Consider the following 25,565-nt stretch of genomic DNA (forward strand, 5'->3'; position numbering starts at 1 on the left):
AACGACATTGCCGGAATGAGGAACGCCAATGCACCGATTTATCCCGATTCTGATCCTTCTGGCCGCCTGCGCCGAGACCCCTGCCCCCGAAGAAGCGCGGCTTGCGCCCGAGAACGCGCCGGTTGATCTGGCCTTTTGTCAGGGCGAAGCATTTGCCGATACCGTAGGTCAGCCGGTTTCGACCATTCAGGCCGATTTGCCGGAACGCACCCGCGTGTTGGGGCCCGATGACATTGCAACGCAGGATTACCGGATCGACAGGCTGAACGTCTTTGTAAACGGGGCCGGTGTTATTCAGCGCCTGACCTGCGGGTAAGCGTGGACTCGGGCGTTGATTCTCGGATAAGAACAAAATGGGAACATTTTGATGTCTGCCGATGCCAAAACGCCGAATACTTTCACTGTGGTTTCCCCGTCTTGGGGCTGAACGGCTGATCCGCGCCGCGCGGGGGCTGCATTCCGGGCCGTTGGCTGTGGTCACTGAGCAGTCGAACATGCAGGTCATTACCTCGCTAAATATCGAGGCGCAGGCCGCCGGGCTGCGTGTGGGCCAGCCCGTGCGCGATGCCCATGCCATGTGCGCCAGCCTGATCACACGGCACCGCAACGCCCCGGCCGAGACCGCGTTTCTGACTGCCTTGCGCCGCTGGGCCGGCAAGTTCAGCCCTTGGGTGGCCGAAGAAGCTCCGGATGGGCTGATCGTGGATCTGTCGGGTTGTGCGCATCTGTTTGGCGGAGAAGAGACGCTGCTGAGTGTGCTTGAAACGGACTGCGCTGATATGGGCCTCAGCGTCCAAATGGGCATTGCCGACACGCTGGGCGCAGCCTGGGCTTTGGCGCGCTATGCAGGGCAAAAGGCCACATCCGACCGCAATGGCGACGCCATCAGCCAAGAGGCCCGCGCCACCCGCGCCCGGGCAGGCAAGCGGCGACACTGGACCAAAGGCGGGGCTGCACCACAAGTGATGGCCCTGGGTGGTGGCGCGCGTATTGCAGCGCCGGGGCAATCCTATGGTGCGCTCAGCCCCCTGCCCATCGCGGCGCTGCGACTGGACGACCCGGTTGTGACGCAGTTGAACCGGCTGGGCCTGCGCCGGATCGGCGATCTACTGGGCCAGCCGCGCGCGTCGCTGGCGCGCCGCTTTGGGCGCGGGCTGGTGCTGCGGCTGGATCAGGCCATGGGCAGCGCACCCGAGCCGGTCTCGCCCGCGCGTCCGCCGCATCAGTTCGCGGTGCGCATGACGCTGCCCAATCCGATCGGTTTGATCGAGGATGTGATGGCTGCGGTTGATCGGGTGCTGCCCACGCTCTGCGCCAAGCTGGAGGAGAAAGGGCGCGGGGTGCGGACATTACGGCTTGAGGCGCACCGTGCTGATCAAGCCGCCGAGATCATCGAGGTCGGCCTGGCCCGCCCGACCTATGACAAACATCGTATTCGACCTTTGTTAGAGATGAAAATCGACAAGATCGATGCAGGCTATGGCATCGACATGCTGCGGCTTGAAGCGATCCAGACCGAGCCCATCCACGCCCGCACCATCGCCGGTCATGCCGAGGCACGCCGCGTGGCTCGTAACCGGCTTGAGGGCAATACAGCCGTGGATGACCTGATCGGCAAGCTGGGTGCGCGTGTTGGGCTGGAGGCGATCACAAGACGGCACCCGGCCGCCTCTCATATCCCCGAGAAAACGGCACAGACGCTGGCGGCTGCATGGTCGGAACCCGCGCGCGACTGGCCTGCACCACCGCGCCCCCGGCCCTTGCAGATGTGGCAGCCCGAGCCGGTGATGGCACCGGAAACCCCAGATGTCCCAACCGCCTTCCGCTGGCGCGGACGCGACTGGCAACTGGCTCAGGCCACCGGCCCGGAACGGATCGCACCGGAATGGTGGCTGGATGACCCCAACTGGCGCAGCGGCGTGCGCGATTACTGGGTGGTGGTGACGGAACAGGGCGAACGCCTATGGCTGTTCTACGGGCACGGAGGCACCATGTCTGCAGGCTGGTTCTGTCAGGGACAGTTTTGTTAGAGTCTATTTTCCGCGATACACCAGCAGATCCGGCAGGTAGTCAATCAAACGAATAAACCACGAGAATGGTGCCGGGAAATCGGTACGCAACCGGCGGCGCGACATCGCTTTGACCACGCGCTCTGCCGCGTCCTCAGCCGTCATCAGCATCGGCATCTTGAAACTGTTCTTGTCGGTCAGGCGGGTTTTGATGAAGCCGGGATTGACAATGCGCACCGTCACACCGGTGCCCGCCAGATCATGCCGCATCGTTTCGGCCAGCGAAATCAGCGCCGCCTTGCTGGCCCCATATCCGATAGCGGCAGGCAAACCGTGATATCCGGCCAGTGACCCGATCAGAGTGATCTCTCCTTGACGCGCCTGAACAAAGCCCGGAACCGTTTCACCCAATACCCGTAACGCACCCGAATAGTTCACATCGCTGATCCTGAGCGACGCCTCGGTATCCCAATCGCCCGAGCGCATGGGCTCGTAAGCACCTGCATTGTAAACCAGACCGTCGATTTGACCTGCCTCGGCCACGGCATTGCGTACAGAGTCTAAATCGGTCACATCACACGGAATCGCGCGTGCATTTGGAAGCTTAGAACAGATTTCATTCAAACGCGCGGCGTTGCGTGCAGACAATATCAGATGCACGCCCTTACCGCTCAGTGCCTCGGCCAAGGCACGGCCCAAGCCTTCGCTTGCGCCGATGATCCAATAGGTTTTTCCGTCAAAGCTGCTCATACCCGCGCCGTTTCGTTGAAGTTACCCTTTTTACGGCCCTGCACCCGCAGTGGATCATAGGGTGACGCAAGGAAGCGGGCGCTGAAACCCGAAGTCACAAGATAGTGCATCTGTTAAAAACTTCTATCCGGATTGATCCAGCACGGCATACCCTGCGTATCTCATTGTAAAATGTCACATAACGAGGCTGGAATGTTCGACGAAACCCGGGGTGTACGGAAGAAAATTGCGATTGTAGGTGCAGGCGTTTCGGGTCTCTCTGCCGCGTATTACCTTTCAGAAAACAACGACGTGACGGTGTATGAAGCCGAACCCAGGCTGGGTGGTCATGCCCGCACGGTGATGGCTGGCAAAAACGGCGACCAGCCGGTCGACACCGGCTTTATCGTTTTCAATTACGCAACCTACCCTTACCTGACGCAGCTTTTTGACGAGCTGAACGTACCCGTCACCAAAAGCGAAATGAGCTTTGGCGCGACCATCGACAATGGCCGCATCGAATACGGGTTGAACAATCTGCGCACGCTGACGGCGCAGAAACGCAATCTGGCGCGCCCTGCCTATTACAAGATGATTGCAGACATCATACGCTTCGGCAAAGAAGCGCCCGAGGCCGCCAAGGACGACGACACAACGATTGGTGAACTGGTCGATCAACTGCGTCTGGGTCACTGGTTCCGGCACAACTATCTGATGCCCATGTGCGGCGCGATCTGGTCCACGCCGGTTGAGTTCGTAGATCAGTTCCCGGCCCGTTCGCTTGTGCAGTTCTTCCGCAACCATGCGTTGCTGGCGAGTGGGCGTGCCAATCAGCATCAATGGTATACAGTCAACGGCGGTAGCATCGAATACGTCCGCCGCATAGACGCCGCTCTGCGCGCACGTGGCTGCGACATCCGACTGGCCGCCCCGGTTCAACACGTTCATCGCGACGACATGGGCGTCAGCGTCACCAGCCAGGGGCATACGGATCAATTCGACGAGATCATCCTGGCGACCCACTCGGACCAGTCCCTCGCCATTTTGGGCGAAGGCGCAACCCCGGCCGAGGCCGCAGCTTTGGGCGCGATCCGCTATCAACCCAACACCGCCATACTGCACTGCGACCAACGCCAAATGCCCAAGCGGCGCGCGTGTTGGTCCAGTTGGACCTATCGCTCGCAAGCCGGAAATGTGGGCGTGACCTATTGGATGAACCGGCTTCAGAACATCCCGGACAGCGATCCCCTGTTTGTGACGCTGAACGCCTCATCAGAAATTCCCGCGGACAAAATCTATGATCAGGTCGAATTTGCCCATCCGGTATTCGACAAAGCCGCCCTGAAGGCACAAGGGCAAATCCGCGAGATGCAGGGACAGAACCGAACTTGGTTTGCCGGTGCTTATAACCGGCACGGATTTCACGAAGACGGGATTGCCAGCGCGATGCATGTCGTTGCGCAAATTAATGGCACCCCGCAAACCATCGGAGCTGACAATGGCATTTCTGGGAACGACCCGGCCATCCCTGTGGCGGCCGAATAAGGGAATTTTGCGCGCAGCGCTACTGACCGTGGCGCTGCTGGCCCCATCAGCAGTGCTGGCATCACCTGTGACTGAAGAGTTAAAGGACGCGCAACTGCGTGGCTCAGCGACTTTTCGATATCTGGGTCTGCCGCTCTATGACGCCAAACTCTATACCCCCGGCGGCGCTCCGTTTAGTTGGAGCGAAGACATCGGCCTGCAACTGACCTACCGCAAGAACTTCAAGAAGAAAGCGCTGGTCAACTCGACCCTGGACGAGATGGACCGGATCGGACGCTCTGCCCCGGTACGCAACCAATTGGACCAGTGCTTCAAAGCCGTGACCAAGGGGGACAGCTTTCTCGCGGTGTCCAACGGGCCGGATAACGTAAGCTTCTGGCTGAACGGGCAAAAAACCTGCACTATGTCCTATCCGGGCATCAAGCGTAGTTTCATGTCCGTGTTTCTGGGGGACAACACGCGATCGGCGTCGTTCACGCAGAAACTGCAGGGGCGCTGATGCTTTATCCTCGGGTCAGCCTGTATGCGCTGATGCTCGCTGCGGCGGGCATCCCGCTTTATATCCACCTGCCGCGCTTTGCGGCGGTGAATTTAGGTATTGGCCTGGGTGTAATTGGAACTGTTCTTCTGGTGATCCGCCTTGTTGATTTGGTTCAGGACCCGTTGATTGGCTGGGCAATCGACAAGTGGCCAAAGGGCCAGCTTGTATTTGCCTCTCTAGCGGCGTTGGGGTTGGCGGTCGGTTTCCCTTTGCTCTTTAGCTTGCCGCAGGGTGTCAGTGTCGCCGCGCTGATCGCGGTTTTGATCCTGCTTTTCTCGGCTTACAGCCTGGGAACCATCCTTTTGTATGGTCGCAGCGCAACTTTGGCGAAACGTCCAGACCCGCAAGAACTGATGACCTTGGCCGCCTTTCGCGAAGGCGGGCAACTGACCGGCGTGGTCATCGCTGCCAGCGCTCCAGCTCTTTTGGTTGCTTTCGGCGCGCAAGCCCAAGGCTATCCTGCTTTTGGAGTGTTTCTGGGGCTGCTGTCCGTTCTGACCCTGCTGCTGACTATTCCGATCTGGAGGCGTACGCCGATCACCGGCACCGGTCTGTCTTTTGCAGGGCTGGGTCAGGCCGGAGGGTTGCGCCTGCTGGCGCTTGCCCTGGTTAACAGCCTGCCCGTAGCCATCACCTCGACGCTGTTTTTGTTTTTTGTTGAAGATCGGTTGCAACTGCCGGGCAAAGCAGGCCCGCTGTTGATCCTGTTCTTCCTCAGCGCGGGCGCAAGCGTGCCGCTTTGGGCCAAACTCTCCAACCGGATTGGCCCGAAACAGACTCTGATGATTGCCATGCCCCTCTCAATCGCAGGGTTTATCGGTGCCGCCACCCTGAGCGCTGGGAATCTAACCGGGTTTGCCGTGATCTGCCTTGCCTCGGGCGCTGCCTTAGGTGCGGATATGGTCGTGCTGCCCGCTATGTTCTCGGTCGTCTTGACCCGGGCCGGGCTGAACGCCTCTGCGGCGTTTGGCATCTGGTCTTTCGCAGGCAAGCTTGGCCTCGCCCTGGCTGCCTTTTTCACCTTGCCACTGCTGGAACGCAGCGGCTTCACCCCCGGTCAAGCCAATTCTGCTGTCGCGCTAGAGACACTCAACCTTGCTTATGCGGTGCTGCCCTGCATCCTCAAGCTCGGCGCGTTTGGAATGGTCTTGACCCTGCCCACCGAGGTCACAAGCAAATGAACGCTATCGCCATCATCCTGCTGGTCCTTTTGATCGCAGTTTTCATCCGCGCCCGTCTGCTGAGCTTTCGCGCGCAATCTCCATCCGACTACTCGGGAACCGGACCTGCCTTTTCACTGAAAGAGCATCTTAACGGAGAAATCCTGTCCGAAGGGCTGATTTATGGCCCCAATGGGAAGATGTCGAACAGCTTTGTCGCGCGCATGGTCGGCGAATGGAGCGGAAATTCGGGCACGCTGTCGGAATACTTCACCTATTCCAACGGCAAACAGATGAACCGAAAGTGGTATCTGACACTGGGCACCGGCAACACGTTCACCGCAACGGCGGACGATATCGTCGGTGAGGGTCAGGGCGTCATCTCAGGCTCAACCGTCAAACTGACCTATCGGATCATCCTGCCCGAAGATGCGGGGGGGCACACTTTGGACGTCACAGACTGGATGTATCTGACGGAACACGGCGTCATCATGAACCGATCCGAGATGCGCAAGTTCGGCCTCAAGGTTGCTGAACTGGTCGCTACGATGCGCCCTGCTCCCGATGTGAAAACCACGCACGTGCCAGGTGCAAACGGGTATGATGCGACATCCGAAGGGAAACCATTGCAATGAGTGTGTTCCGTACCCTTCTCACCTTTCTTGCCATAGCAAGCCTTGCGCTTTTGGCGGCCTGTTCCAGCAAGCCGAAGGTGCCCAAGACCTTCTTGTCCGACCGGCAACTGAACCTCGAAGAATTTTTCGAAGGCAAAACGGTGGCTTATGGTCAGTTTCAGGACATTTTGGGCAATATCCCCCGTAGATTCACCGTCGATATCGACGGGACATGGGATGGTGAAACCCTGACGCTAGTCGAAGATTTCGCTTATGACGATGGCGCCACCGAACAGCGTATCTGGACGCTGACGAAAACCGGTGAGGATACCTGGACCGGTACAGCCCCCGGTGTGTTGGGCACCGCCAGCGGGATTGAGCGCGGAGATACGTTCAATTGGAAATACAAGATCGACCTGCCGATCAAGGACGGGACGATGCGCGTCAAATTCGACGATTGGATGTGGTTGTTGGATGATGATCGGCTTCTTAATCGCGCTTACGTCTCACGCTATGGCGTACGTCTGGGCGAAGTGATCCTCTTCTTCGAAAAGCGATAGCCGAAGCTGGATCAACTGGTCTTCCGGAATCAGTAGAAAATAAACTCGTCTACCGGGGCTTGCACTTTTCGATTTGTACTGCCGTTCCTGTTCATGCCTGACCCATCCGGAACGGTTCCGTCAGGAGGAACTGTGTTCTCCAAATTAAGACGCGCCCGCTCAATCTGGCCCCAAAGGAAAAACAGACCATCCCGTTTGCCCACCATACCTGCAGGCACACTCGCCCGCACAACACGTTTTTTCGCCTGTCGCATTTGCGCTCTCACTGCCCCCGGTGTTGACCACCTTTTCCAAAAACCTATCGGGTTTGTAAGTTAAAAGCAATTTTACATAGGCAAAATAGCGCCCGGCGGCCTCTCCGACGTGGTCCTGGTACGAAAGCACCATTTAAAGGACCATTTGTTTTTGTCCTTACATGGGAGCCCAACGGGGTCTACCGAAGGTTGGAGGCCTCACGCAGCGATGGACCGATGGCGCAAAACCGCATTAGTAATAGGTTCGTGGCTGTACGAAATTCGCGCACGACCCGCAAAGGCTTAACGATCGCGCCTGACCCGCTTTCAAGAGACTCAAATCACGCCCAAGTCGCACACGCAGCTTGGTGAGCCATACATATAGGCCCGGTCGTCTTCGCACCAAACCCGCTTACTGAACGCCTTAATTTTAAAAAAGTGGTGAGCCGTGCAGGATTCGAACCTGCGACCCACTGATTAAAAGTCAGTTGCTCTACCAACTGAGCTAACGGCCCACTCTTTTTGTTGGATCTCTTCGATCCGTGGCGCTCTTTAAGGCAATTCCCTGATCAGGTTCAAGCCCTTATTTTACGCCTCGTTTCGCCATCACATCTTGTGTTTCCGGCGACCCGATAGGCGGCCTAATTAGGCAGGTGTCGCAGGGGGGTCAACCCCTTTTTTCACGATTCTGCGCAACAGGGTGGATTCATGTTCGGACCGGGGTTATATCGCCGCCATGCAACAGAGACTCGATACCGGTTTGCCCTTCATGAAGATGCACGGGCTGGGAAATGACTTTGTCATCGTGGATGCGCGCGGGCGCGATTCCCAGATCACACCGGCTCTCGCAAAGGGAATCGGCCATCGGCAGTTTGGGGTGGGTTTCGACCAATTGGCTGTAATCGAAAACGGCCAGGCGGACGCACATCTGGTCTTCTACAATTCAGACGGATCTACCTCGGCCGCATGTGGCAATGCAACACGCTGCATCGCGCGGTTTCTGATGGATGAGACCGGGAAGTCCGAATTGGCCCTGACAACCGAACGCGGTGCCCTCTTTGCAAAAGATGTCGGCAATGGTCTGACCTCGGTGAATATGGGACAGCCTCAACTGGACTGGCAGGACATACCGCTGGCGGAGGAGATGGACACGCTGGAGTTGCCGATCGAAGGTGCGCCTACGGCAACCGGCATGGGCAATCCGCATTGCACCTTCTTTGTCGAAGACGCCGAGGCAATTCCGCTGAACGAGTTTGGCGCGCGTTACGAACACCATCCACTCTACCCAGAGCGCACCAACGTTCAGGTCGCACAGGTGATTGGCCCGGACAATATCCGTATGCGCGTTTGGGAGCGTGGTGCCGGGATCACATTGGCATCTGGCTCATCCTCCTGCGCGACGGCGGTTGCAGCCGCAAGACGCGGTCTCACGGGGCGCAAAGTTCAGATCGAGTTGGATGGCGGCACGATCTGGATCGACTGGCGCGAGGATGGAGTCTGGATGACCGGCCCGACAGCGCATGTCTTCTCGGGCACCCTCACCCCTGAGTTCTTGGGGTCTTTGGGATGAACCCGCCCAAGTTCACCACTTTGGGCTGCCGCCTGAACGCCTATGAGACCGAGGCAATGAAAGAGCTGTCACAGCAGGCAGGTCTGACCGATGCTGTGGTGGTGAACACATGCGCGGTGACGGCTGAGGCTGTCCGCAAAGCCCGGCAAGAGATCCGCAAATTGCGGCGCGAAAACCCCAACGCCCGTCTGATCGTCACCGGATGCGCCGCCCAAACTGAACCAGAGACCTTTGCCCAAATGGACGAGGTCGATGCGGTCATCGGCAATACCGAGAAAATGCAACCCGCAACCTGGAAAGGCATGGCCGCCGATTTCATTGGCGAGACCGAGTCCGTTCAGGTTGATGACATCATGTCCGTGACCGAAACGGCGGGCCACCTGATCGACGGCTTTGGCACACGCTCACGCGCCTATGTGCAGGTTCAAAACGGCTGTGATCACCGCTGCACCTTCTGCATCATCCCCTATGGCCGCGGCAACTCTCGCAGCGTCCCTGCGGGCGTTGTTGTGGATCAGATCAAGCGGCTTGTTGACAAGGGCTACAACGAAGTGGTTCTGACTGGGGTCGATCTCACCTCGTGGGGGGCCGACCTGCCCGCAGAACCCAGGCTTGGCGATCTAGTGATGCGCATCCTCACACTGGTGCCAGACCTGCCGCGCCTTCGGATCAGTTCAATCGATTCGATCGAGGTCGACGAAAACCTGATGCAAGCCATCGCGACCGAGCCGCGCCTGATGCCACACCTGCACCTCTCGCTTCAGCATGGGGACGACCTGATTCTGAAACGGATGAAACGCCGCCACCTGCGCGACGACGCGATCCGATTTACCGAAGACGCCCGAAAGCTGCGCCCTGACATGACGTTTGGTGCCGATATTATCGCGGGGTTTCCTACGGAATCCGAAGAGCATTTCGAAAACTCGCTCAGGCTGGTCAAAGACTGCAATCTCACCTGGCTGCACGTCTTCCCATACTCCAAGCGTGACGGCACGCCTGCCGCACGAATCCCGCAGCAAATCAATGGAGCGGTGATCAAAGACCGCGCGGCCCGACTGCGCGCGGCCGGGGATGCTCAGGTCTCAAAGCACCTATCGGAACAGATCGGCAAAACCCATCACATCCTGATGGAAAACCCCCATATGGGCCGGACCGAGCAATTCACCGAAGTGTCCTTCGCCACGCCTCAGTCCGAAGGTCAGATCGTAACGGCTGCGATCACTGGAAAAACTGCAGATCAACTCATCGTCTGATCCGCCCTTCATCTGGCTCAAAATACCTCGGGGATGAATTGGCCAAAGGCCAAGAAGGGGCTGGCCCCTTTTTAGCTAGTTCGCAAAGAAAACCCCCGCAACCGGGTGGGCGCGGGGGTTTCGATTTCTAATTCCGAAAAAGGATCAATCCTCTGGACGGAGCTTGCCCTTGTGTGGTGCCCAGAGGCGCTTGTTCACCAGATACAGCAGAACTGACAGAATAGACAGGAAGATTACGCCAACAAAACCGGCGTTCTTGCGATCCATCATCTTGGGCTCAGCCGCCCACATCAGGAAGGCCGCAACGTCTTCCGACATATGCTCGACCGAGTTCGAGTGACCATCAGCAAACTCAACCTGTTCATCTGCCAGTGGCGGGCCCATCGAAATCCAGCCGCCCGGGAAAGCGGTGTTTTCGTACAGGATGGTGCCTGCCTCTTCCTTTTCCTTGCCAGTATAGCCGTCCAGCAGCGAGGCGATGTATTCCGCGCCGCCCATGCCTTTGACCAGCTGGTTGATGCCCAACCCGTAAGGGCCGTGGAAACCCGCGCGGGCTTTGGCCATCAGGCTTAGGTCCGGTGCGCCGACGGCAGTATTGGCCGGGAAGTGATCGGTCGGGATCGCCGGGCGGAAGTCGTCCAATTCAGGATCGAAAACTTCAAAATTGTCCGCCGCATAGGTGATGACCTGCTCTTCGTTGTAACCCAGCGCTTCCAGATCACGCAGGGGAACATATTGCAGGCCGTGGCAGGCTGCGCAAACCTCGGTATAGATTTGCAGACCGCGTTGCAGCTGGTTTTGATCCCAGGTGCCAAACGGACCTTCGAACGAAAAGGCGAAATCTTCGATATGCTGATCGCCACCACCTGCCGCAAAAGATGCAGCAGGGGTCAGGGCCAGAGCAAACGCAGCGCCGATTGCAAGTTTCTTGAACATGGTATCCGGTCCCTCTTCTTACTCGGCCGGCGTGGCTTCGGCGTCAGCCTTGCCATAATGCGCGTTGAAGTCTTCTTCGATGGTCTCCGGTGGGGTCAGCGGTTTTTCGATAACACCCAGGATCGGCAAGATAACGAAGAAATAGGCGAACCAGTAGGCAGACGCGATCAGCGAGAAGGTCGCATAGGGCTCTTCCGCGGGCATCGCACCCAGCCACATCAGGGCAAAGAAGTCGATGATCAGCAGGTAGAACCACCATTTGAACATCGGACGGTATTTACCCGAACGCACGCTCGATGTGTCCAGCCAGGGCGCCAGCGCCATGGCCAGGATCGCACCAAACATCGCAATCACACCGAAGAACTTGGCGTCGATGATGCCACCGGTGATAAAGCTGGCGAACTGAACAACCCAGACCTCACCGGTGAAGGCACGCAGGATCGCGTAGAACGGTAGGAAATACCATTCCGGAACGATGTGCGCAGGTGTGACCAGCGGGTTGGCTTCGATGTAGTTGTCCGGGTGGCCCAGGTAGTTCGGCATAAAGCCGACGATTGCCCAGAACACGACCAGGATTACGGCCAGCGCAAACAGGTCCTTGATCACGAAGTAGGGCCAGAACGGCAATGTGTCTTTCTCGGCCTCGGCTTTTGAACCACGGCGCACTTCAACGCCCGTGGGGTTGTTGTTGCCGGTGGTGTGGAAAGCCCAGATATGCACGATGACCAGCGCCGCGATGATGAACGGCAGCAGGTAGTGCAGCGAGAAGAAGCGGTTCAGCGTGGCGTTGTCCACGGCGGGTCCGCCCAACAGCCAAGTCTGGATCGCTTCACCCACAAACGGGATCGCACCAAACAGGCCGGTAATCACTGTCGCGCCCCAGAAGGACATCTGGCCCCAAGGCAGAACGTAGCCCATGAACGCGGTACCCATCATCATCAGGTAGATGAGCATACCGATGATCCACGTGATTTCACGCGGGGCTTTGTACGAGCCGTAATACAGGCCGCGGAACATGTGAATGTAGACCGCAACAAAGAACAGCGATGCGCCGTTCATATGCAGATAACGGATGAAGTAGCCGCCATTCACGTTACGCATGATGTGCTCGACGCTGGCAAAGGCCAGATCGACATGCGGGGTGTAGTGCATCACCAGGATGATGCCGGTAACGATTTGCAGCGCCAGGCAGAACGCCAGGACGATGCCCCAGATCCACCACCAGTTCAGGTTCTTGGGGGTCGGGATCATCAGGGTGTCATACAGCAGGCCGACGATGGGAAGGCGGCTGTTCAGCCACTTTTCGCCGTCTGACTTCGGCTCGTAATGATCGTGGGGAATTCCGGACATAAACTGGGTCTCCCTTAGCCGAGTTTGATGGTTGTTGCGTCGACCCACTCTGCGGGTGGAACAGGCAGGTTCTCAGGAGCGGGGCCTTTGCGGATCCGGCCAGCAAGGTCGTAGTGCGAACCGTGGCAGGGGCAGAACCAACCGCCGAAATCGCCAGCGTCGCCCAAGGGGACACAGCCCAAGTGGGTGCAAACGCCCATCTGAACAATCCACGCGCCCTCTGCCTCGCCTTCGGGCGACGGCATAACACGGTTTGCATCAGTCGCGGGCGCATCCGCGTTCAGGTTGAAGTTCCGTGCCAACGGATCAGGCAGGCTGCCAATGGCTTCCTCATCCTGCTGCTGCGCTTCGGCAATCTCAGCACCAGTGCGGTGACGGATAAAGACGGGTTTTCCCAGCCACTTGACGGTCAGCTGTGTACCCGGCTCGACCCCGCTCACATCCGTGCGGATCGACGAAAGCGCCTGCACGTCTGCTGACGGGTTCATTTGGTTGATCAGGGGCCATACGGCTGCACCCGTCGCAACGACACCTGCGCCGCCAGCGACGTAATACAGGAAATCTCTGCGGGTGCCTTCGTGGTCTTCTGCGTGGGACACGAGGTTATCTCCGATTGTCTGGCGCCCGCGGACGGGCAAAAAGCTCGCGCACCGCGTGAAAGCGGCGTCTTAAACGCGCTTACTATCGGGGAGAATAGTGTTCGTCCAGCGTTCATAAACGCGCAATACGCCGCATGTGCCGCTTCATTTAGGGAACGAGGCCGTTTTTTTGGTGAATCTTGCGCTCAACTTTGTTGATCAGGTCGAATCAGGCTGCTTTGATTCGATTGCCAGCAGACACCAAAGACGACGCCCAGCAGGCGCGGGGCGTTCCAGCCATGTAACGCTGAATTGCGCCTTGAATGTTCACAATCCAACCGGCGGGAACGGGATTGTTTTCTGCAAAATCATATTCCCCAAATAGATGATTTAAATTGCAAATTGTGCAGGTTTACCCCGTTGCACTTTTTGCGCGAATACAGGACAGCGGGCAAAACGCGCGAACTCCTGTCAGGAGACCCCCTATGTCAAAAACCCTGTTGACCACAGCTTTACTTACACTGGCGCTGTCCACTCAGACCCTTGCCGCAGGTGACCCCGAAAAGGGAAAGGCGATCTATAACCGCTGCTCGTCATGCCACGCGATCATCAAAGACGGAAAAGTTCTGGTCAAAGGCGGAATCACCGGACCGAATCTTTATGGTGTCATCGGACGAGTCGCCGGGTCCGAGAACGATTACCGTTATGGCAGCGAGCGCCTACCCATCGGAATGTTCACCGACGACATGATCCGCGCCGGTGAAGAAGGTCTGGTCTGGACCGAAGAAAACATCGCCGCCTATTCCAAAGACCCCATCGGGTTCATCAAGGATTATCTCGACGATGACACCGCCCGCCCGAACATGAGCGTCAAGCTCAAGAAAGGTGCGGAAGATATCGCTGCTTATCTGGCGACGTTCAGCCAGTAACGCAGATGCGGCTGAGGATGCCTTAGCCCTGAGGGCGGGTGGCCACCATGCTGGGTCGCTCGCCAAACTCCGCAAACCACTTGGCAAGTGCGTCATTACCCTTGCGCCACCCCCGCGCGTCATGGCGCAGATCCAGATAACCCAGCGCACAGCCGACGGCGACCTGCCCCATATCCAACGGGCCGGACAAATGCGCCATCCACCGTTGGTTCAGTACAGCACAGGCCCGGTCAATCTTGACCCACTGCGATTCAATCCAGGCATCCCACTTTTTGTCGTCGGGACGCAGGCGGTCTTCGTAAGTCATCAAAAGGGCTGCATCCAGAATGCCGTCAGCAAGCGCTTCGAGTGTCAGAACATCCCAGCGACCTGCGCCCTCGGGATATAACTTTCCACCAGCACGGGCATCCAGAAACGCACAGATTACCCGGCTGTCGAACAAGGTAGGCCCGTCCGGGCGCTCCAGCGCTGGAACTTTTGTCAACGGTGCTTTGCTAACCAGTGGCTCAGCCGGTGAGATCGGTGTTCCGGCCACGGTCTCCAGCTCAACATCTTCAAGCTGATCTGTTTCATGCAGCAATACCATGACTTTGCGCACATAGGGCGAGGTCAGACTGTGGTAGAGTTTCATCGGCAGGCTCCCTGTTTGCGCCGACCTTACAGGAGGTCCACAAAAACGAAAGCCCACACTTCACTGACAGCTAAGCCTTGAGCATCAACTCTTGCAGAACACTCAATTCGGACCCGATCCCCGACGACGCAACCTGTTCAGACGCCCGCAAGCGCACATCATCAGGTTTGTTCTGGCTTAACTTCCATGTGCCCTGAACATCCTCGACCTGTATTCGGCACGGCACGATCATCCGCATCATTTTGGTCAAAGCCTCATCTGACATCTTTCCTGCGGCCCATGGAGGTTTAGGTTGCAGGCGCTGTTCATAGAAGGCCGATTGCCGGTTCAACAGATCCAACAGCTCCTCCTGCGGGCGCAACTCCAGCTGTCCGGTCAGATGCACAGCCACGTAGTTCCAGGTTGGCACCTGATCCTCCACCTCGTACCAATCCGGCGAGATATACCCATCCGCCCCCTGCACCGCGATCTTCACCGCTTTCGGCGTTTCCAAGGCGCGCACGATGGGATTTGAGCGGACAAGATGCAGTTCAGCCACCCTGCCGTCGTCCGACAGAAGAATCGGCACATGGCTCAACAGCGGGGCACCATCTGTCGACAAGGTCAAAACACCGAATCCTCGGTCACGTGCAAACGCAATATGGCGCGTGCGGTCCTCGGCGCGAAAGGCGGGGTTCGGGTGCATGGCGGTCCTCCTGCCAAATCTCTTGCAGACCAGACCCAAGATATGCAAGGTCCGTCTTGTTCTCAGGGCGGGGCGAAATTCCCCACCGGCGGTATGCGGGCGACGACCCGTAAGCCCGCGAGCGGCCCAAAAGTGTCCACGATCCGAAAAGCGGGAACCCGTTTTCGGAAAAGTTTCGGAACAACAAATGGGTGTCAAGCAGATCTGGTGAGAAGCCAGAGCCGACGGTTACAGTCCGGATGAAAGAGAACGTGCGAGTAGCGCCGCCCAGCGGTGTGCTTGTTCGTGATCGCCTTGGGTGACGTGTCTGTTACGAAAGGAGATCACGATGACACACACCCGCTATGCTTTTGTCAAAGCCAACTGGCATTCCGATATCGTCGACCGTGCACTTGACGGTTTCCTCGAACTCATCCCCGCCGAGCAGGTCGATGTCTTCGACGTCCCCGGCGCGTTCGAAATGCCTCTGCTGGCGCGCGATCTGGCGCAAACCGGCAAGTACACGGCCGTTGCCTGTGCCGCCTTTGTGGTGGACGGTGGAATTTACCGGCACGACTTCGTCGCGCAGGCAGTGGTCGATGGCCTAATGCGAGCAGGAATGGATACCGGCGTTCCTGTCCTGTCTGTTTCGCTGACGCCGCACCAGTATCAAGAGACCGAGCACCACAACGCCATCTACCGCGACCACTTCGTGCAAAAGGGCCGCGAAGCCGCTCAAGCCGCGCTCGGCATCACCCAGATCCGCACAAAAATCGCAAGCGCAGCCTGATCGCTTCTTCTTGTCCCAAATACGGCAGGGGTGAATTGAGCCGCAGGCTCAAGAGGGGACGACGTCCCCTCCACCACCTCCAAAACGCAATTCCGCTTGAGGCCAGGACCCGCGCCCGCTAATCACGACCCGCAAAGGAGCACGCCCCATGTCGATGAACAGTTTTGGACACCTCTTCCGCGTCACCACCTGGGGCGAGAGCCATGGTCCCGCTTTGGGCGCTACGGTCGACGGCTGCCCTCCGGGTGTTCAAATCGACGAAGCCATGATCCAGCACTGGCTGGACAAGCGTAAACCGGGTCAAAACAAGTTCACAACCCAACGGCGCGAACCCGATCAGGTGAAAGTCCTGTCCGGCGTGTTCGAAGGCCAGACCACCGGTACACCGGTGCAGTTGATGATCGAGAATACCGATCAGCGGTCAAAAGACTACGGCGATATCATGGAAAAGTTCCGTCCGGGCCACGCCGATATCACCTATTGGCAGAAATACGGCATCCGCGACTATCGCGGAGGCGGGCGCAGCTCGGCGCGGGAAACCGCGTCACGTGTTGCCGCCGGAGGGCTGGCGCGTGAAGCGATCAAACAGATCGCGCCGAATGTGCAGATCACAGGCTACATGACGCAAATTGGACCGCACAAAATCGACCGTGCAAATTTCGACTGGTCCCAGATCGAACAGAACCCGTTCTGGACACCCGATGCGCAAGCGGCCGAGGACTGGGCCGCGTATCTGGATGATCTGCGCAAGTCCGGCAACTCGGTCGGCGCTGTGGTCGAAGTCGTCGCGCGCGGTGTTCCAGCAGGAATCGGAGCGCCCGTATACGCCAAGTTAGACACTGATCTGGCCGCTTCGATGATGTCCATCAATGCCGTCAAAGGTGTAGAAATTGGCGAAGGCATGGCGGCCGCGGAACTGACCGGCGAAGCCAATGCGGATGAGATCTTCATGGGCCAGAACGGCCCGCAATACAGCTCGAATCACGCCGGTGGCATTCTGGGCGGTATCTCAACCGGACAGGACATTGTGGTACGCTTTGCCGTGAAGCCTACGTCATCGATCTTGACCACACGCAAAACGATCACCAAGTCGGGTGAAGAGACCGAGATCATCACCAAAGGCCGCCACGACCCCTGCGTCGGCATCCGCGCGGTTCCGGTTGGCGAAGCGATGATGGCCTGCGTGATCCTCGACCACCTGCTTCTGCATCGCGGTCAGATCGGAGAGAACCGTGGACGGATCGGCTGATCTGCGCACGCGCCTACGTGCGGTGGTCGCGCATCGCATGGAAACGGATCCAGCCCATGATCTGGCCCATCTGGATCGGGTCTGGACCAACGCTCAGGCCATCGCAGATGATCAAACCGATATGTCCGTGCTGCTGGCCGCAAGTTATCTGCATGATCTGGTAAATCTACCCAAGGATGATCCTGATCGGCATCTGGCATCTCGCAAATCCGCAGTGGAATCAGAGCCTATTCTGCAGGATTTGGGGTATAACTCGAACCAGATCCGAGCCATCCAGCATGCAATCGAAGCCCATAGCTTCTCGGCCGACATTACTCCGAAAACAGCCGAGGCGCGTGTCCTACGCGATGCAGATCGGCTTGATGCTTTGGGTGCCATTGGTATTGCGCGCAACTTTTCTGTTTCCGGAGCACTGGGGCGTACTCTTTATGACGCGGCAGATCCCTTTGCCCAAAACCGGCCATTGGACGACCTGCATTTCTCGCTCGACCATTGGAAAGTCAAACTGCTGGGGCTGCCGGGCGACATGCTGACCCAGACCGGCAGACAGATTGCGGAACAACGCACCACGCGTATGATCCGCTTTCTTGAAGAATTCGGCGAGGAAATCGGCAATTCTCTGCCTCAATCCTGGGTGAATGACTAAACCCACCCGTTGATCTTTGTCCTCCAAAGGCGCAGGTTCGCGCCGATGACAAAACCCTTAACATCGCATCGACCTATGCTGGCAGTGACGCTGAAACTGGGCGCGCTGTTCCTGTTCACGTCGATGTCCGCCTTGGTCAAAGCTTTATCGGATGAATTCCCGCCGGGCCAATTGGTTTTCTTCCGGTCCCTGTTCGCGATTCCCGTCATCATTCTTTGGCTCATCGCGCGCGGGGAATTATCCAAGGGCTTTGTGGTCAAAAAACCCATGGGCCATTTCTGGCGCGGCGTCCTGGGCACCAGCGCCATGGGGCTTACCTTTACCGGCCTCAGCTTGCTGCCCCTGCCCGAAGTGACGGCAATTGGCTACGCCACACCGATCTTCACCCTGATTCTGGCCGCCGTGATGCTGGGCGAACGCATTCGTCTGATCCGTATCGGCGCGGTGGCTCTTGGTCTGTTGGGGGTCCTGATCATGATTTGGCCACGCTTGGGCAGCACCCAGATGGAGGTCGCCGCAACCATCGGCGCTCTGTGCGTTTTGGGGGCCACCATCGCGCGCGCCTTTGTGCAGATTCATATCCGGCAGCTTGTCAAAGTCGATCACCCGGCTGCGATCGTCTTCTATTTCTCGATGACCGCAACCTTACTGTCGGCGCTGACCGCGTCCTGGGGATGGACGATGCCGACGTGGAATCAGGCTCTAATACTGATCATGATGGGCCTGATCGGCGGGTTTGCGCAGATATTGGTGACGTCTTCTTATCGCTTTGGTCAGGCTTCGATGCTTGCACCTTATGATTACGCGACCATGCTGTTTGCGATTGTGATTGGCTATGTCTGGTTCGACGAACTGCCAACGCTTGCAATCCTGATTGGGGCCGCTTTGGTCATCGCAGGCAATGTTGTTGTGATCTGGCGCGAACACCAGTTGGGGCTCGAGCGTGGCAAAGCCCGGTCAGTCACAGACCCCAAAGCGTGACTTTACCTTTTGTAATCTTCCCCTAGGTTGGGCCGGACAATCAAAGAGGTTCCCCCATGAGCGACGCGCAGGATCACAAGGAAAAGATGCAGCAGGTGCAAGCCAAGCACCGCAAGAAAGTGTCCGAGGCGGTGGACCCCGGTCGCGGTCTGGTTCTAATCAACACCGGCAAGGGCAAAGGCAAGTCATCCGCCGCTTTTGGCGTGGTTATCCGCGCGCTGGGCTGGGGCCAGAAAGTCGCCGTGGTTCAGTTCATCAAGGGCAAGTGGAAAACAGGCGAGCGCCGTTTTTTTGAAGAACGTGATCTGGTGACATGGCACACGATGGGCGAAGGTTTCACCTGGGACACGCAGGATCGCGAACGCGACATCGCTGCCGCAAACGCCGCCTTCGACAAGGCGCGCGCCCTGATGTCCAGCGGCGAGTACGATCTGGTCGTGCTGGACGAGATCAACATCGCGCTGCGGTACGAGTATCTGTCTGTTGAGCAGGTCATCGACGGCCTGAACGCGCGTTCGGACAAGACCAGCGTGTTCCTGACCGGCCGCGACGCGCCCCAAGCGCTGCGTGATTACGCCGACTTGGTTACTGAGATGACTGAGGAAAAGCACCCGTTCCAAGCGGGGATCAAGGCGCAGCGCGGCGTGGATTTTTGACAATTGGCTGACGTAGGCCTCACGGCCTACGTCACTCAGCCAAAACGGCTCAGGGTCGCTTCAACAATCTCTCGAAGCGAGGCGCGTGGGGTAAGATCGTCAGGTTTTGATCTTACAGGCGGCATCGCTTCGGTTTGTTTGCGCCGCGGCTTTTGGCAATCGACATAGGCGCAATAGTCACTGTCGCAACAGGTGCATCCACACACAGCCAGCGCGTCATGGCGTGCCATAATTTCATCTAGCGACTCGCTCATTTCGGCCTCGTTCTGTTTAGACAGGTTCGTTTCCGGAGCGGCGGCAAGCTATCACCAAAGTCATGCTAAACCTGCAAACCGCCTCGAAACCATGAGCTTGATGGTACAACATCTGGCGTTGCGAATAATCTGACTATTTAAGTCGGGATTTTCAAGCCCTAAAACACCCCGAGGGTTGCTCGGGGTGCAAACACGTCGTTACAAGAAATCAGAGCGCGCGATCCTGCGGGTCCAACGTAACCGACCAGAGTTCGGTATCTGCCCGATCCATCAGCCGAACCGTCATCTGTTCGGTCGCTCCGTCAATGTCCACCAGACCAAAGAACTGCAGCCCTTCACTTGGAGGCAAGTTCACCCCTTGCCCCTCGGCGGGTGCTTTGACGAACTTGACCTCAGGACCAAAGGTCCCATCCAACGCGTTTGGACCAAATGTCCCTGCGTGCAGCGGACCCGAAACAAACTCCCAAAACGGGTCAAAATCCTGAAATTGTGCTTTGTTAGGGTCATAGTAGTGCGCGGCTGTGTAGTGGACATCCGCTGTGAACCAGACCGTGTTGGTAATGCCAGCCGTTTTGATGAAACGCAGCAGGTCCGCGATCTCCAACTCACGCCCCTTGGCCGGACCGCTATCGCCGTTCGAGATCGCCTCTGCTCCGGCCTGTTCCTTCCAGTTGTCCCAGACGATCAATCCGATCGGCATGTCCGAGGCAATCACTTTCCAGGTCGCTTGAGATCCTGCCAGCTCTTGCTTGAGCCATGCCAGTTGTTCCGCGCCCAGAATGCGGGATTGATCCGTGATTTCATCCTCCATCGACGGGCCGTTCGGTCCACGATAACTGCGCAGGTCCAGGAAGAAGACGTCCAGCATCGGACCATAGGAAATCTTGCGATACACACGCCCTGGCTCTGCCGGCGTAATGCGCAACGGTGTCATCTCATGGAAAGCACGTCCGGCGCGTGACTGAAGAACATGCACCGACTTCTCGGTATACCGGTCGTCTGAAATCAGGTCTTTTGCGTCGGACCAGTTGTTCACAACCTCATGGTCATCCCACTGGAAAAAGGTCGGACAAACGGCGTTCATGGCCCGCACATGCTCGTCCATCATGTTGTATTTCCACTGGGCGCGGAACTCGTCCAGTGTTTCGGCCACCTTGCGTTTCTCGTCGATCAGAGTTGTGTTCTTCCAGATCAATTGGCCGTCTTTCTCGACCTCATCCTGCATAGGACCGTCGGCATAGACGGTGTCACCGGAATGTATGAAGAAGTCAGGCTTGTGCTGCGCCATGGTCGCGTAGGTGCGCATACCTTCGTCATCAATACCCCATCCCTGACCGGCCGTATCACCTGACCAGGCAAACCGAATGTTACGACGCGAGGTCGGTGCGGTGCGAAATTGCCCAGTAATAGGCTCTGATACGGTGTTGATGTCACTCAGATCAGCGGCGACGAATCGGTAGAAGATGTCTTGATCCGATGGCAGCCCCTCGACCAGACGTTTCACTGCAAAATCGCTGTTGGGGATGGCATCCATCGGCGGGAGTGTGCGGGCGTCTGCGAAGCTTTCTGTGGTCGATACTTCCATCATCACGCGAGAGGGACGATCCGTGCGCGTCCAGATCATGCCCGATGTCGTATCGACGTCACCGGACTGAACGCCATGTGTGAACACGGGGCGCGATCCGGCGCGGCTGATGGCTGGCATGGCCAGCGAAGCGGCAAAGGCAGTGCTGCCTGCCAGAAACGAACGACGGTTTGGGCGTAAGATCTTGGTCATTGTGAGGCTCTCCTGTCTGGTGATCGATTCTCCGACCACGCGATTGGTGCGCCGATATGAGCCGCCAGTTTGTAAAACCCGCGGCTCAGTTTCTTGACAGTATCATGATGATACCATGACAGATGTGGGTAACGCCGTCAGGCTGCGACTTCCTGCTCGGGCGCGCTGAGCGAGATGACCAGCACCACAGCCGCGCCATTCAGCCAGTAGAACGCCGCATCCAACCCCGAGAACCCCAGAATGCTGGGTGCAAACAGAAAGGTGATGCCGACCAACAAGTCTACGGCCAGGTGAACCTTGTAGGGCAAAACCCGCCAGATCCCCAGATGGTGATCGGTCAGAACCGTCAGAACAAAGGCGGCCACCCCGGTCGCAACAGACAACCACAGGGCCAGCGGATTGGAATGACCCAGCCCCAGAAGGAACGGCAAGGTCATCAGGGCAACGGCGACCGGGTAATCCAGATAGGCGTGGACAGAGCGGGTTACAAAACGCAGGGACATAAGGTTTTCCTTTCCTCAACCAGTGATGAAAGGAAGTTAATCTGGTGATCCCGGACGCTGAATTCCTGAGCGTTTACGATATAATGCAGATCGTTCAAAATTAGCGGAGTATCAGTGCATCGCCCTGTACGCAGCCGGTGACAGGCCAACCTGTTTTTTGAATACACGCGAGAACGCGGCTTCCGAGGCGTATCCGACTTCGGCTGCCGCGTCCGCCACGTTCCAGCGCGCCTCGGTCAGACCATGGCAGGCGATCTGCATCCTCCAGTCTGTGAGGTATTGCATCGGCGTCGTTCCCATTTTCTCGGCAAAAAGCTGAGCAAAGGCAGTGCGAGACATACCGGCCTCTCGCGCCAAAGATGCGACGCTCCAATCCTCAGCCGGGGCTTGATGGAACGCGGTCAGCGCCCGCGAAATGCGCAAATCGGCAAACCCGGCCAAAGCCGAATCCTGCGGACTCTGGCGTTCCAGATAGGCCCGGATTGCCTGCGCGAACAGAACTTCGGACAATTTCATCGCGATCAGGTCGCCGCCAATTTTCGCGCCAGAAACCTCGGAACCAATCATACGCAGAGTCGATTCCATCCAGGCCCCGGCTTCTTCGCCGTAGTTTTCGATAAGGATGTAGGGCGGCAGACGGTCGATCAGCATGTGCCCAGTGCCCTTCCGCCCGGCAGGACCTGTGAAAGAAAAGTGACCGCAGATCAGCTGCGTATCTCGGTCTTCGTCAGAGCCACCGTATACCAGCACACCGTCGCCTGTGTAGCCAGCCACCTCAAGCACCTCTTCCAAAGGCAACGCATCCAAAGGCTTGACCTCGGCACAGAGCAACGCGTGCGGCGCACCGTGGGGAATCAGGATCAAGTCACCCTGTCGCAGCCTCAGTGTCTCGCCAGTCGTTGAGACATGCACCTTAAGCTCACCACGCTGCACAAAATGAAACCGCGCGACGTTTTCATAGCCCGGCACCTGAATGCCGAAGGGCGGTGTGAACGATGTGCGAAAGTAGAATGTGCCACGCAGGGACAGGCGCGTGAGAATATCGCTGAGAAGATCTAACATGCGCCAAAAATACGCTTTCCATACAAGCCGTCCAGATTGCTGGACGCATTGCATGGATATTTGCACTTTCTGCAATGAAAAACCCCCGCCGGAGCGGGGGGCTGAAGCTTACGAGCGGACCAGCTTTTCGTAGTCTTCCGCAATCTCGCGGGTCAGGTCGCCCACCTCGAATGTGTACTCCCCAATCTGCCCGACCGGAGTAACCTCAGCTGCGGTACCGGTCAGCCAGCATTGTTCGAAATCGGCCATTTCCTCGGGCTTAATACGGCGCTCATGCACGGTGATGCCTTTGTCTTTCAACATCTGGATCACCGTCTGGCGCGTGATGCCGTTCAAAAAGCAATCGGCCAGCGGCGTGTGAACCTCTCCATCTTTGACGAAAAAGACATTCGCGCCGGTCGCTTCAGCCACATATCCACGCCAGTCCATGAACAAGGCATCCGAGCAGCCTTTGGCTTCGGCTTTGTGTTTCGAGATGGTGCAGATCATGTAAAGGCCTGCGGCCTTGGCGTGAACCGGGATGGTTTCAGGGCTGGGGCGTTTCCATTCGGCAATGTCCAGCTTAGCGCCCTGCATTTTCGCGTCGCCGTAATAAGCACCCCAGGGCCAGACCGCGACGGCCATGCGCACCGGATTCTTGGCGGACGCCACGCCCATATCTTCGCCCGAGCCGCGCCAGACCAGAGCACGCACATAGGCGTCTTGCAGGCCGCTGGCTTTCAGCGCCTCTTCCTTCGCAGCTTCAATTTCGTCGACCGAATAGGGCATCGGCATATCCAGCGCCTCGGCCGATGCGATCAGTCGCTCGGAGTGCTCCCGGCTTTTGAAGATCTTGCCGTTATATGCGCGCTCGCCTTCAAACACGGACGAGGCATAGTGCATGGCGTGGGTCAGAATATGGACATTGGCCTCACGCCAGGGCACCAGCTTGCCATCCATCCAAATGGTACCATCACGATCATCATACCCCGCCATGCGAAACCTCCTGAACCGGGTGAATTTTCGATTATTGCGCCAATTAGGTCCGATGCGAACATATTATTGCGCAAAAACTGCGATTCGATACCGCTCTACCCTTGGAATGTCAATAACGCTGACATAAACTAGGCCCCGAGTAACGAATGAGGCGCACCATGTCCGACATCCGCCCGGCCCCGCGTTATGGGGGCGAAAGCCTGTTGTTTTTGACCGATGAGCAATTACGGCAGGGGATTGAGGCCATGTTTTTCGCCTATCGCGGCTTTACTGCGGACCCTGATCGCATCCTAACCGAAATGGCATATGGCCGCGCCCACCATCGGGCAATCCATTTCATCAACCGTGCACCGGGGACTACGGTCAACAACTTGTTAGCGATCCTTGGTGTCACAAAACAGTCTCTAAACAGGGTTTTACGAACCTTGATCGAGGATGGGCTGGTGGAAAGCCGTGTCGGCACGGTGGACAAACGCGAACGCCACCTATTTCTGACTGAGAAGGGGCAAGCTCTGGAGACGACGTTGTCAGATGCGCAACGCTCTAGGATGCGCGCCGCTTACAAGGATGCCGGTCCCGAAGCTGTGGCCGGATTTCGCAAAGTGCTTGAAGCAATGATGGATGCTGATATGCGTCATGCTTATACGAAACTTCGGGATACGACCTCATGAGCGATGTGGACGCCCATCTGCTGATTGTTGACGATGACGAACGCATTCGCGATCTGCTCAAGAAATTCCTGATGCGAAACGGGTTCTTGGTCACTGCAGCTCGGGATGCTGCCCATGCGCGGCGGGTCTTGTCAGGGCTGGATTTCGACATGATTGTCATGGATGTCATGATGCCGGGCGAAGATGGTGTCAGTCTGACAAAATCGCTGCGTGAGACGCACAGCACTCCCATCCTGCTTCTAACCGCCAAAGGGGAAACCGAACACCGGATTGCAGGGCTTGAGGCCGGGGCAGATGACTATCTGGCGAAACCCTTCGAGCCAAAAGAGCTGCTGCTGCGGATCAACGCAATTCTACGCAGGATGCCGGAAACGCCAGCCGAGGAAACAGCCGCGAAGATCCTGTACCTCGGCCCGATCCGATATGACATCGAGCGGGGAGAGATGTGGCAGGGCGAAGATCCCGTGCGCCTGACCGCAACGGAAAGCCAGTTGATGAAGATCTTCTCGGCCCAGCCCGGCGAACCGATCAGCCGCGCAAAACTGGTAGAGGATCTTGGGCGCGACAAAGGCCAAGCGCAGGAACGTGCAGTGGACGTGCAGATCACGCGCCTGCGGCGCAAGATCGAGCAAGACCCGAAACAGCCCAGATATCTGCAAACCGTCCGCGGCGCAGGCTATATGCTGGCACCGGATTAAG

At 57.7% G+C, this 25,565-nt stretch carries 29 protein-coding genes, 1 tRNA gene and 1 riboswitch; of the genes, 17 read left to right on the forward strand and 13 right to left on the reverse strand.

Features of this window, described 5'->3' with window-relative positions:
• Nucleotides 1–28: 28 nt before the first annotated feature.
• The gene (locus tag GS632_RS01625; RefSeq protein ID WP_171721633.1) at nt 29–316 is read left to right on the forward strand and encodes an I78 family peptidase inhibitor; all 288 of its coding nucleotides are present in this window, start codon (nt 29–31) and stop codon (nt 314–316) included.
• 61 nt (nt 317–377) lie between these two features.
• Entirely contained in the window at nt 378–2,030 is a 1,653-nt protein-coding gene (locus tag GS632_RS01630; RefSeq protein WP_171721632.1) for a DUF6504 family protein, read from the forward strand.
• A 3-nt stretch (nt 2,031–2,033) separates the two neighbouring features.
• Here the strand turns inward: GS632_RS01630 and GS632_RS01635 are convergent, their stop codons facing one another.
• The gene (locus tag GS632_RS01635) at nt 2,034–2,759 is read right to left on the reverse strand and encodes an SDR family oxidoreductase (protein ID WP_171721631.1); all 726 of its coding nucleotides are present in this window, start codon (nt 2,757–2,759) and stop codon (nt 2,034–2,036) included.
• Nucleotides 2,760–2,951: 192 nt separating this feature from the next.
• On the opposite strand from GS632_RS01635, the gene GS632_RS01640 reads away from it, so the two are divergent.
• The 5 genes from GS632_RS01640 to GS632_RS01660 are packed head-to-tail and all read left to right on the forward strand — an operon-like array spanning nt 2,952 to nt 7,158.
• Nucleotides 2,952–4,283 carry an NAD(P)/FAD-dependent oxidoreductase gene (locus GS632_RS01640; RefSeq protein ID WP_171721630.1) on the forward strand — a complete coding sequence of 444 codons (1,332 nt, stop codon included), beginning with the start codon at nt 2,952–2,954 and terminating at the stop codon, nt 4,281–4,283.
• A complete protein-coding gene (locus GS632_RS01645) occupies nt 4,237–4,782 on the forward strand; it encodes a hypothetical protein (protein ID WP_171721629.1) in 546 nt (181 codons plus the stop codon). Before GS632_RS01640 ends, GS632_RS01645 begins: the two co-directional genes overlap by 47 nt.
• The gene (locus GS632_RS01650) at nt 4,782–6,005 is read left to right on the forward strand and encodes an MFS transporter (RefSeq protein ID WP_171178414.1); all 1,224 of its coding nucleotides are present in this window, start codon (nt 4,782–4,784) and stop codon (nt 6,003–6,005) included. Before GS632_RS01645 ends, GS632_RS01650 begins: the two co-directional genes overlap by 1 nt.
• Nucleotides 6,002–6,619: a DUF3833 domain-containing protein gene (locus GS632_RS01655; RefSeq protein ID WP_171620284.1), complete on the forward strand. Its 618-nt coding sequence runs from the start codon at nt 6,002–6,004 to the stop codon at nt 6,617–6,619. The genes GS632_RS01650 and GS632_RS01655 overlap by 4 nt, the downstream gene beginning before the upstream one ends.
• Nucleotides 6,616–7,158 carry a DUF3833 family protein gene (locus tag GS632_RS01660; protein WP_171721628.1) on the forward strand — a complete coding sequence of 181 codons (543 nt, stop codon included), beginning with the start codon at nt 6,616–6,618 and terminating at the stop codon, nt 7,156–7,158. Before GS632_RS01655 ends, GS632_RS01660 begins: the two co-directional genes overlap by 4 nt.
• Before the next feature lie 29 nt (nt 7,159–7,187).
• On the opposite strand, the gene GS632_RS01665 is transcribed toward GS632_RS01660, so the two are convergent.
• Both GS632_RS01665 and GS632_RS01670 read right to left on the reverse strand, forming a co-directional pair.
• A complete protein-coding gene (locus tag GS632_RS01665) occupies nt 7,188–7,412 on the reverse strand; it encodes a hypothetical protein (protein ID WP_171721627.1) in 225 nt (74 codons plus the stop codon).
• Nucleotides 7,413–7,830: 418 nt separating this feature from the next.
• Nucleotides 7,831–7,906: transfer RNA gene (locus GS632_RS01670), tRNA-Lys, on the reverse strand.
• A 221-nt stretch (nt 7,907–8,127) separates the two neighbouring features.
• On the opposite strand from GS632_RS01670, the gene dapF reads away from it, so the two are divergent.
• Together dapF and mtaB are read left to right on the forward strand one after the other, a co-directional pair.
• A complete protein-coding gene (gene dapF, locus GS632_RS01675) occupies nt 8,128–8,961 on the forward strand; it encodes a diaminopimelate epimerase (protein ID WP_171721626.1) in 834 nt (277 codons plus the stop codon).
• Nucleotides 8,958–10,214, forward strand: coding sequence for a tRNA (N(6)-L-threonylcarbamoyladenosine(37)-C(2))-methylthiotransferase MtaB (gene mtaB, locus GS632_RS01680; RefSeq protein ID WP_171721625.1), 1,257 nt, complete (start codon nt 8,958–8,960; stop codon nt 10,212–10,214). The genes dapF and mtaB overlap by 4 nt, the downstream gene beginning before the upstream one ends.
• Nucleotides 10,215–10,358: 144 nt before the next feature.
• Here mtaB and GS632_RS01685 read toward each other — a convergent pair whose 3' ends face one another.
• The 3 genes from GS632_RS01685 to petA are packed head-to-tail and all read right to left on the reverse strand — an operon-like array spanning nt 10,359 to nt 13,099.
• Nucleotides 10,359–11,150, reverse strand: a complete 792-nt coding sequence (locus GS632_RS01685; protein ID WP_171721624.1) for a cytochrome c1 — start codon at nt 11,148–11,150, stop codon at nt 10,359–10,361.
• Nucleotides 11,151–11,168: 18 nt separating this feature from the next.
• Nucleotides 11,169–12,500 (reverse strand): cytochrome b, encoded by a 1,332-nt coding sequence (gene petB, locus GS632_RS01690; protein WP_171093028.1) that lies wholly within the window; start codon nt 12,498–12,500, stop codon nt 11,169–11,171.
• 14 nt (nt 12,501–12,514) lie between these two features.
• Complete coding sequence (gene petA / locus GS632_RS01695; RefSeq protein ID WP_171178437.1) at nt 12,515–13,099, reverse strand: ubiquinol-cytochrome c reductase iron-sulfur subunit; 585 nt, start codon at nt 13,097–13,099, stop codon at nt 12,515–12,517.
• 464 nt (nt 13,100–13,563) lie between these two features.
• Between petA and GS632_RS01700 the strand changes: the two genes are divergently transcribed.
• On the forward strand, nt 13,564–14,007 hold the full coding sequence (locus GS632_RS01700; RefSeq protein ID WP_171178439.1) for a cytochrome c family protein: 444 nt from the start codon (nt 13,564–13,566) through the stop codon (nt 14,005–14,007).
• Nucleotides 14,008–14,029: 22 nt separating this feature from the next.
• On the opposite strand, the gene GS632_RS01705 is transcribed toward GS632_RS01700, so the two are convergent.
• Complete coding sequence (locus tag GS632_RS01705; protein WP_171093023.1) at nt 14,030–14,638, reverse strand: glutathione S-transferase; 609 nt, start codon at nt 14,636–14,638, stop codon at nt 14,030–14,032.
• Nucleotides 14,639–14,708: 70 nt separating this feature from the next.
• Entirely contained in the window at nt 14,709–15,323 is a 615-nt protein-coding gene (locus tag GS632_RS01710; RefSeq protein ID WP_171721623.1) for an FMN-binding negative transcriptional regulator, read from the reverse strand.
• Between the two features lie 54 nt (nt 15,324–15,377).
• A riboswitch (FMN riboswitch) is annotated at nt 15,378–15,578 on the forward strand.
• A 73-nt stretch (nt 15,579–15,651) separates the two neighbouring features.
• On the opposite strand from GS632_RS01710, the gene GS632_RS01715 reads away from it, so the two are divergent.
• From GS632_RS01715 to cobO, 5 genes are all read left to right on the forward strand, one after another.
• A complete protein-coding gene (locus tag GS632_RS01715; protein ID WP_171721622.1) occupies nt 15,652–16,092 on the forward strand; it encodes a 6,7-dimethyl-8-ribityllumazine synthase in 441 nt (146 codons plus the stop codon).
• A gap of 148 nt (nt 16,093–16,240) precedes the next feature.
• Nucleotides 16,241–17,341 (forward strand): chorismate synthase, encoded by a 1,101-nt coding sequence (gene aroC, locus GS632_RS01720; protein ID WP_171721621.1) that lies wholly within the window; start codon nt 16,241–16,243, stop codon nt 17,339–17,341.
• Entirely contained in the window at nt 17,325–17,987 is a 663-nt protein-coding gene (locus tag GS632_RS01725) for an HD domain-containing protein (protein WP_171178448.1), read from the forward strand. The genes aroC and GS632_RS01725 overlap by 17 nt, the downstream gene beginning before the upstream one ends.
• A 45-nt stretch (nt 17,988–18,032) precedes the next feature.
• Complete coding sequence (locus GS632_RS01730; protein WP_171721620.1) at nt 18,033–18,968, forward strand: DMT family transporter; 936 nt, start codon at nt 18,033–18,035, stop codon at nt 18,966–18,968.
• A gap of 56 nt (nt 18,969–19,024) precedes the next feature.
• On the forward strand, nt 19,025–19,624 hold the full coding sequence (gene cobO / locus GS632_RS01735; protein ID WP_171178452.1) for a cob(I)yrinic acid a,c-diamide adenosyltransferase: 600 nt from the start codon (nt 19,025–19,027) through the stop codon (nt 19,622–19,624).
• 35 nt (nt 19,625–19,659) lie between these two features.
• On the opposite strand, the gene GS632_RS01740 is transcribed toward cobO, so the two are convergent.
• From GS632_RS01740 to GS632_RS01760, 5 genes are all read right to left on the reverse strand, one after another.
• The gene (locus GS632_RS01740; protein ID WP_171178454.1) at nt 19,660–19,878 is read right to left on the reverse strand and encodes a hypothetical protein; all 219 of its coding nucleotides are present in this window, start codon (nt 19,876–19,878) and stop codon (nt 19,660–19,662) included.
• Between the two features lie 208 nt (nt 19,879–20,086).
• Nucleotides 20,087–21,655: an alkaline phosphatase gene (locus tag GS632_RS01745; RefSeq protein ID WP_171721619.1), complete on the reverse strand. Its 1,569-nt coding sequence runs from the start codon at nt 21,653–21,655 to the stop codon at nt 20,087–20,089.
• Between the two features lie 137 nt (nt 21,656–21,792).
• The gene (locus GS632_RS01750; RefSeq protein WP_171178458.1) at nt 21,793–22,158 is read right to left on the reverse strand and encodes a hypothetical protein; all 366 of its coding nucleotides are present in this window, start codon (nt 22,156–22,158) and stop codon (nt 21,793–21,795) included.
• Between the two features lie 111 nt (nt 22,159–22,269).
• Nucleotides 22,270–23,220, reverse strand: a complete 951-nt coding sequence (locus tag GS632_RS01755) for an AraC family transcriptional regulator (RefSeq protein WP_171178460.1) — start codon at nt 23,218–23,220, stop codon at nt 22,270–22,272.
• A gap of 108 nt (nt 23,221–23,328) precedes the next feature.
• A complete protein-coding gene (locus GS632_RS01760; protein ID WP_171178461.1) occupies nt 23,329–24,195 on the reverse strand; it encodes a branched-chain amino acid aminotransferase in 867 nt (288 codons plus the stop codon).
• A 158-nt stretch (nt 24,196–24,353) separates the two neighbouring features.
• On the opposite strand from GS632_RS01760, the gene GS632_RS01765 reads away from it, so the two are divergent.
• The gene (locus GS632_RS01765; protein WP_171178463.1) at nt 24,354–24,866 is read left to right on the forward strand and encodes a MarR family winged helix-turn-helix transcriptional regulator; all 513 of its coding nucleotides are present in this window, start codon (nt 24,354–24,356) and stop codon (nt 24,864–24,866) included.
• Entirely contained in the window at nt 24,863–25,564 is a 702-nt protein-coding gene (locus GS632_RS01770; protein WP_171721618.1) for a response regulator, read from the forward strand. The genes GS632_RS01765 and GS632_RS01770 overlap by 4 nt, the downstream gene beginning before the upstream one ends.
• The last annotated feature ends 1 nt before the right edge of the window (nt 25,565 follow it).

The sequence above is a fragment of the Ruegeria sp. HKCCD7296 genome (assembly GCF_013110775.1).
In the GTDB taxonomy this organism is placed as follows: Bacteria; Pseudomonadota; Alphaproteobacteria; order Rhodobacterales; family Rhodobacteraceae; genus Ruegeria.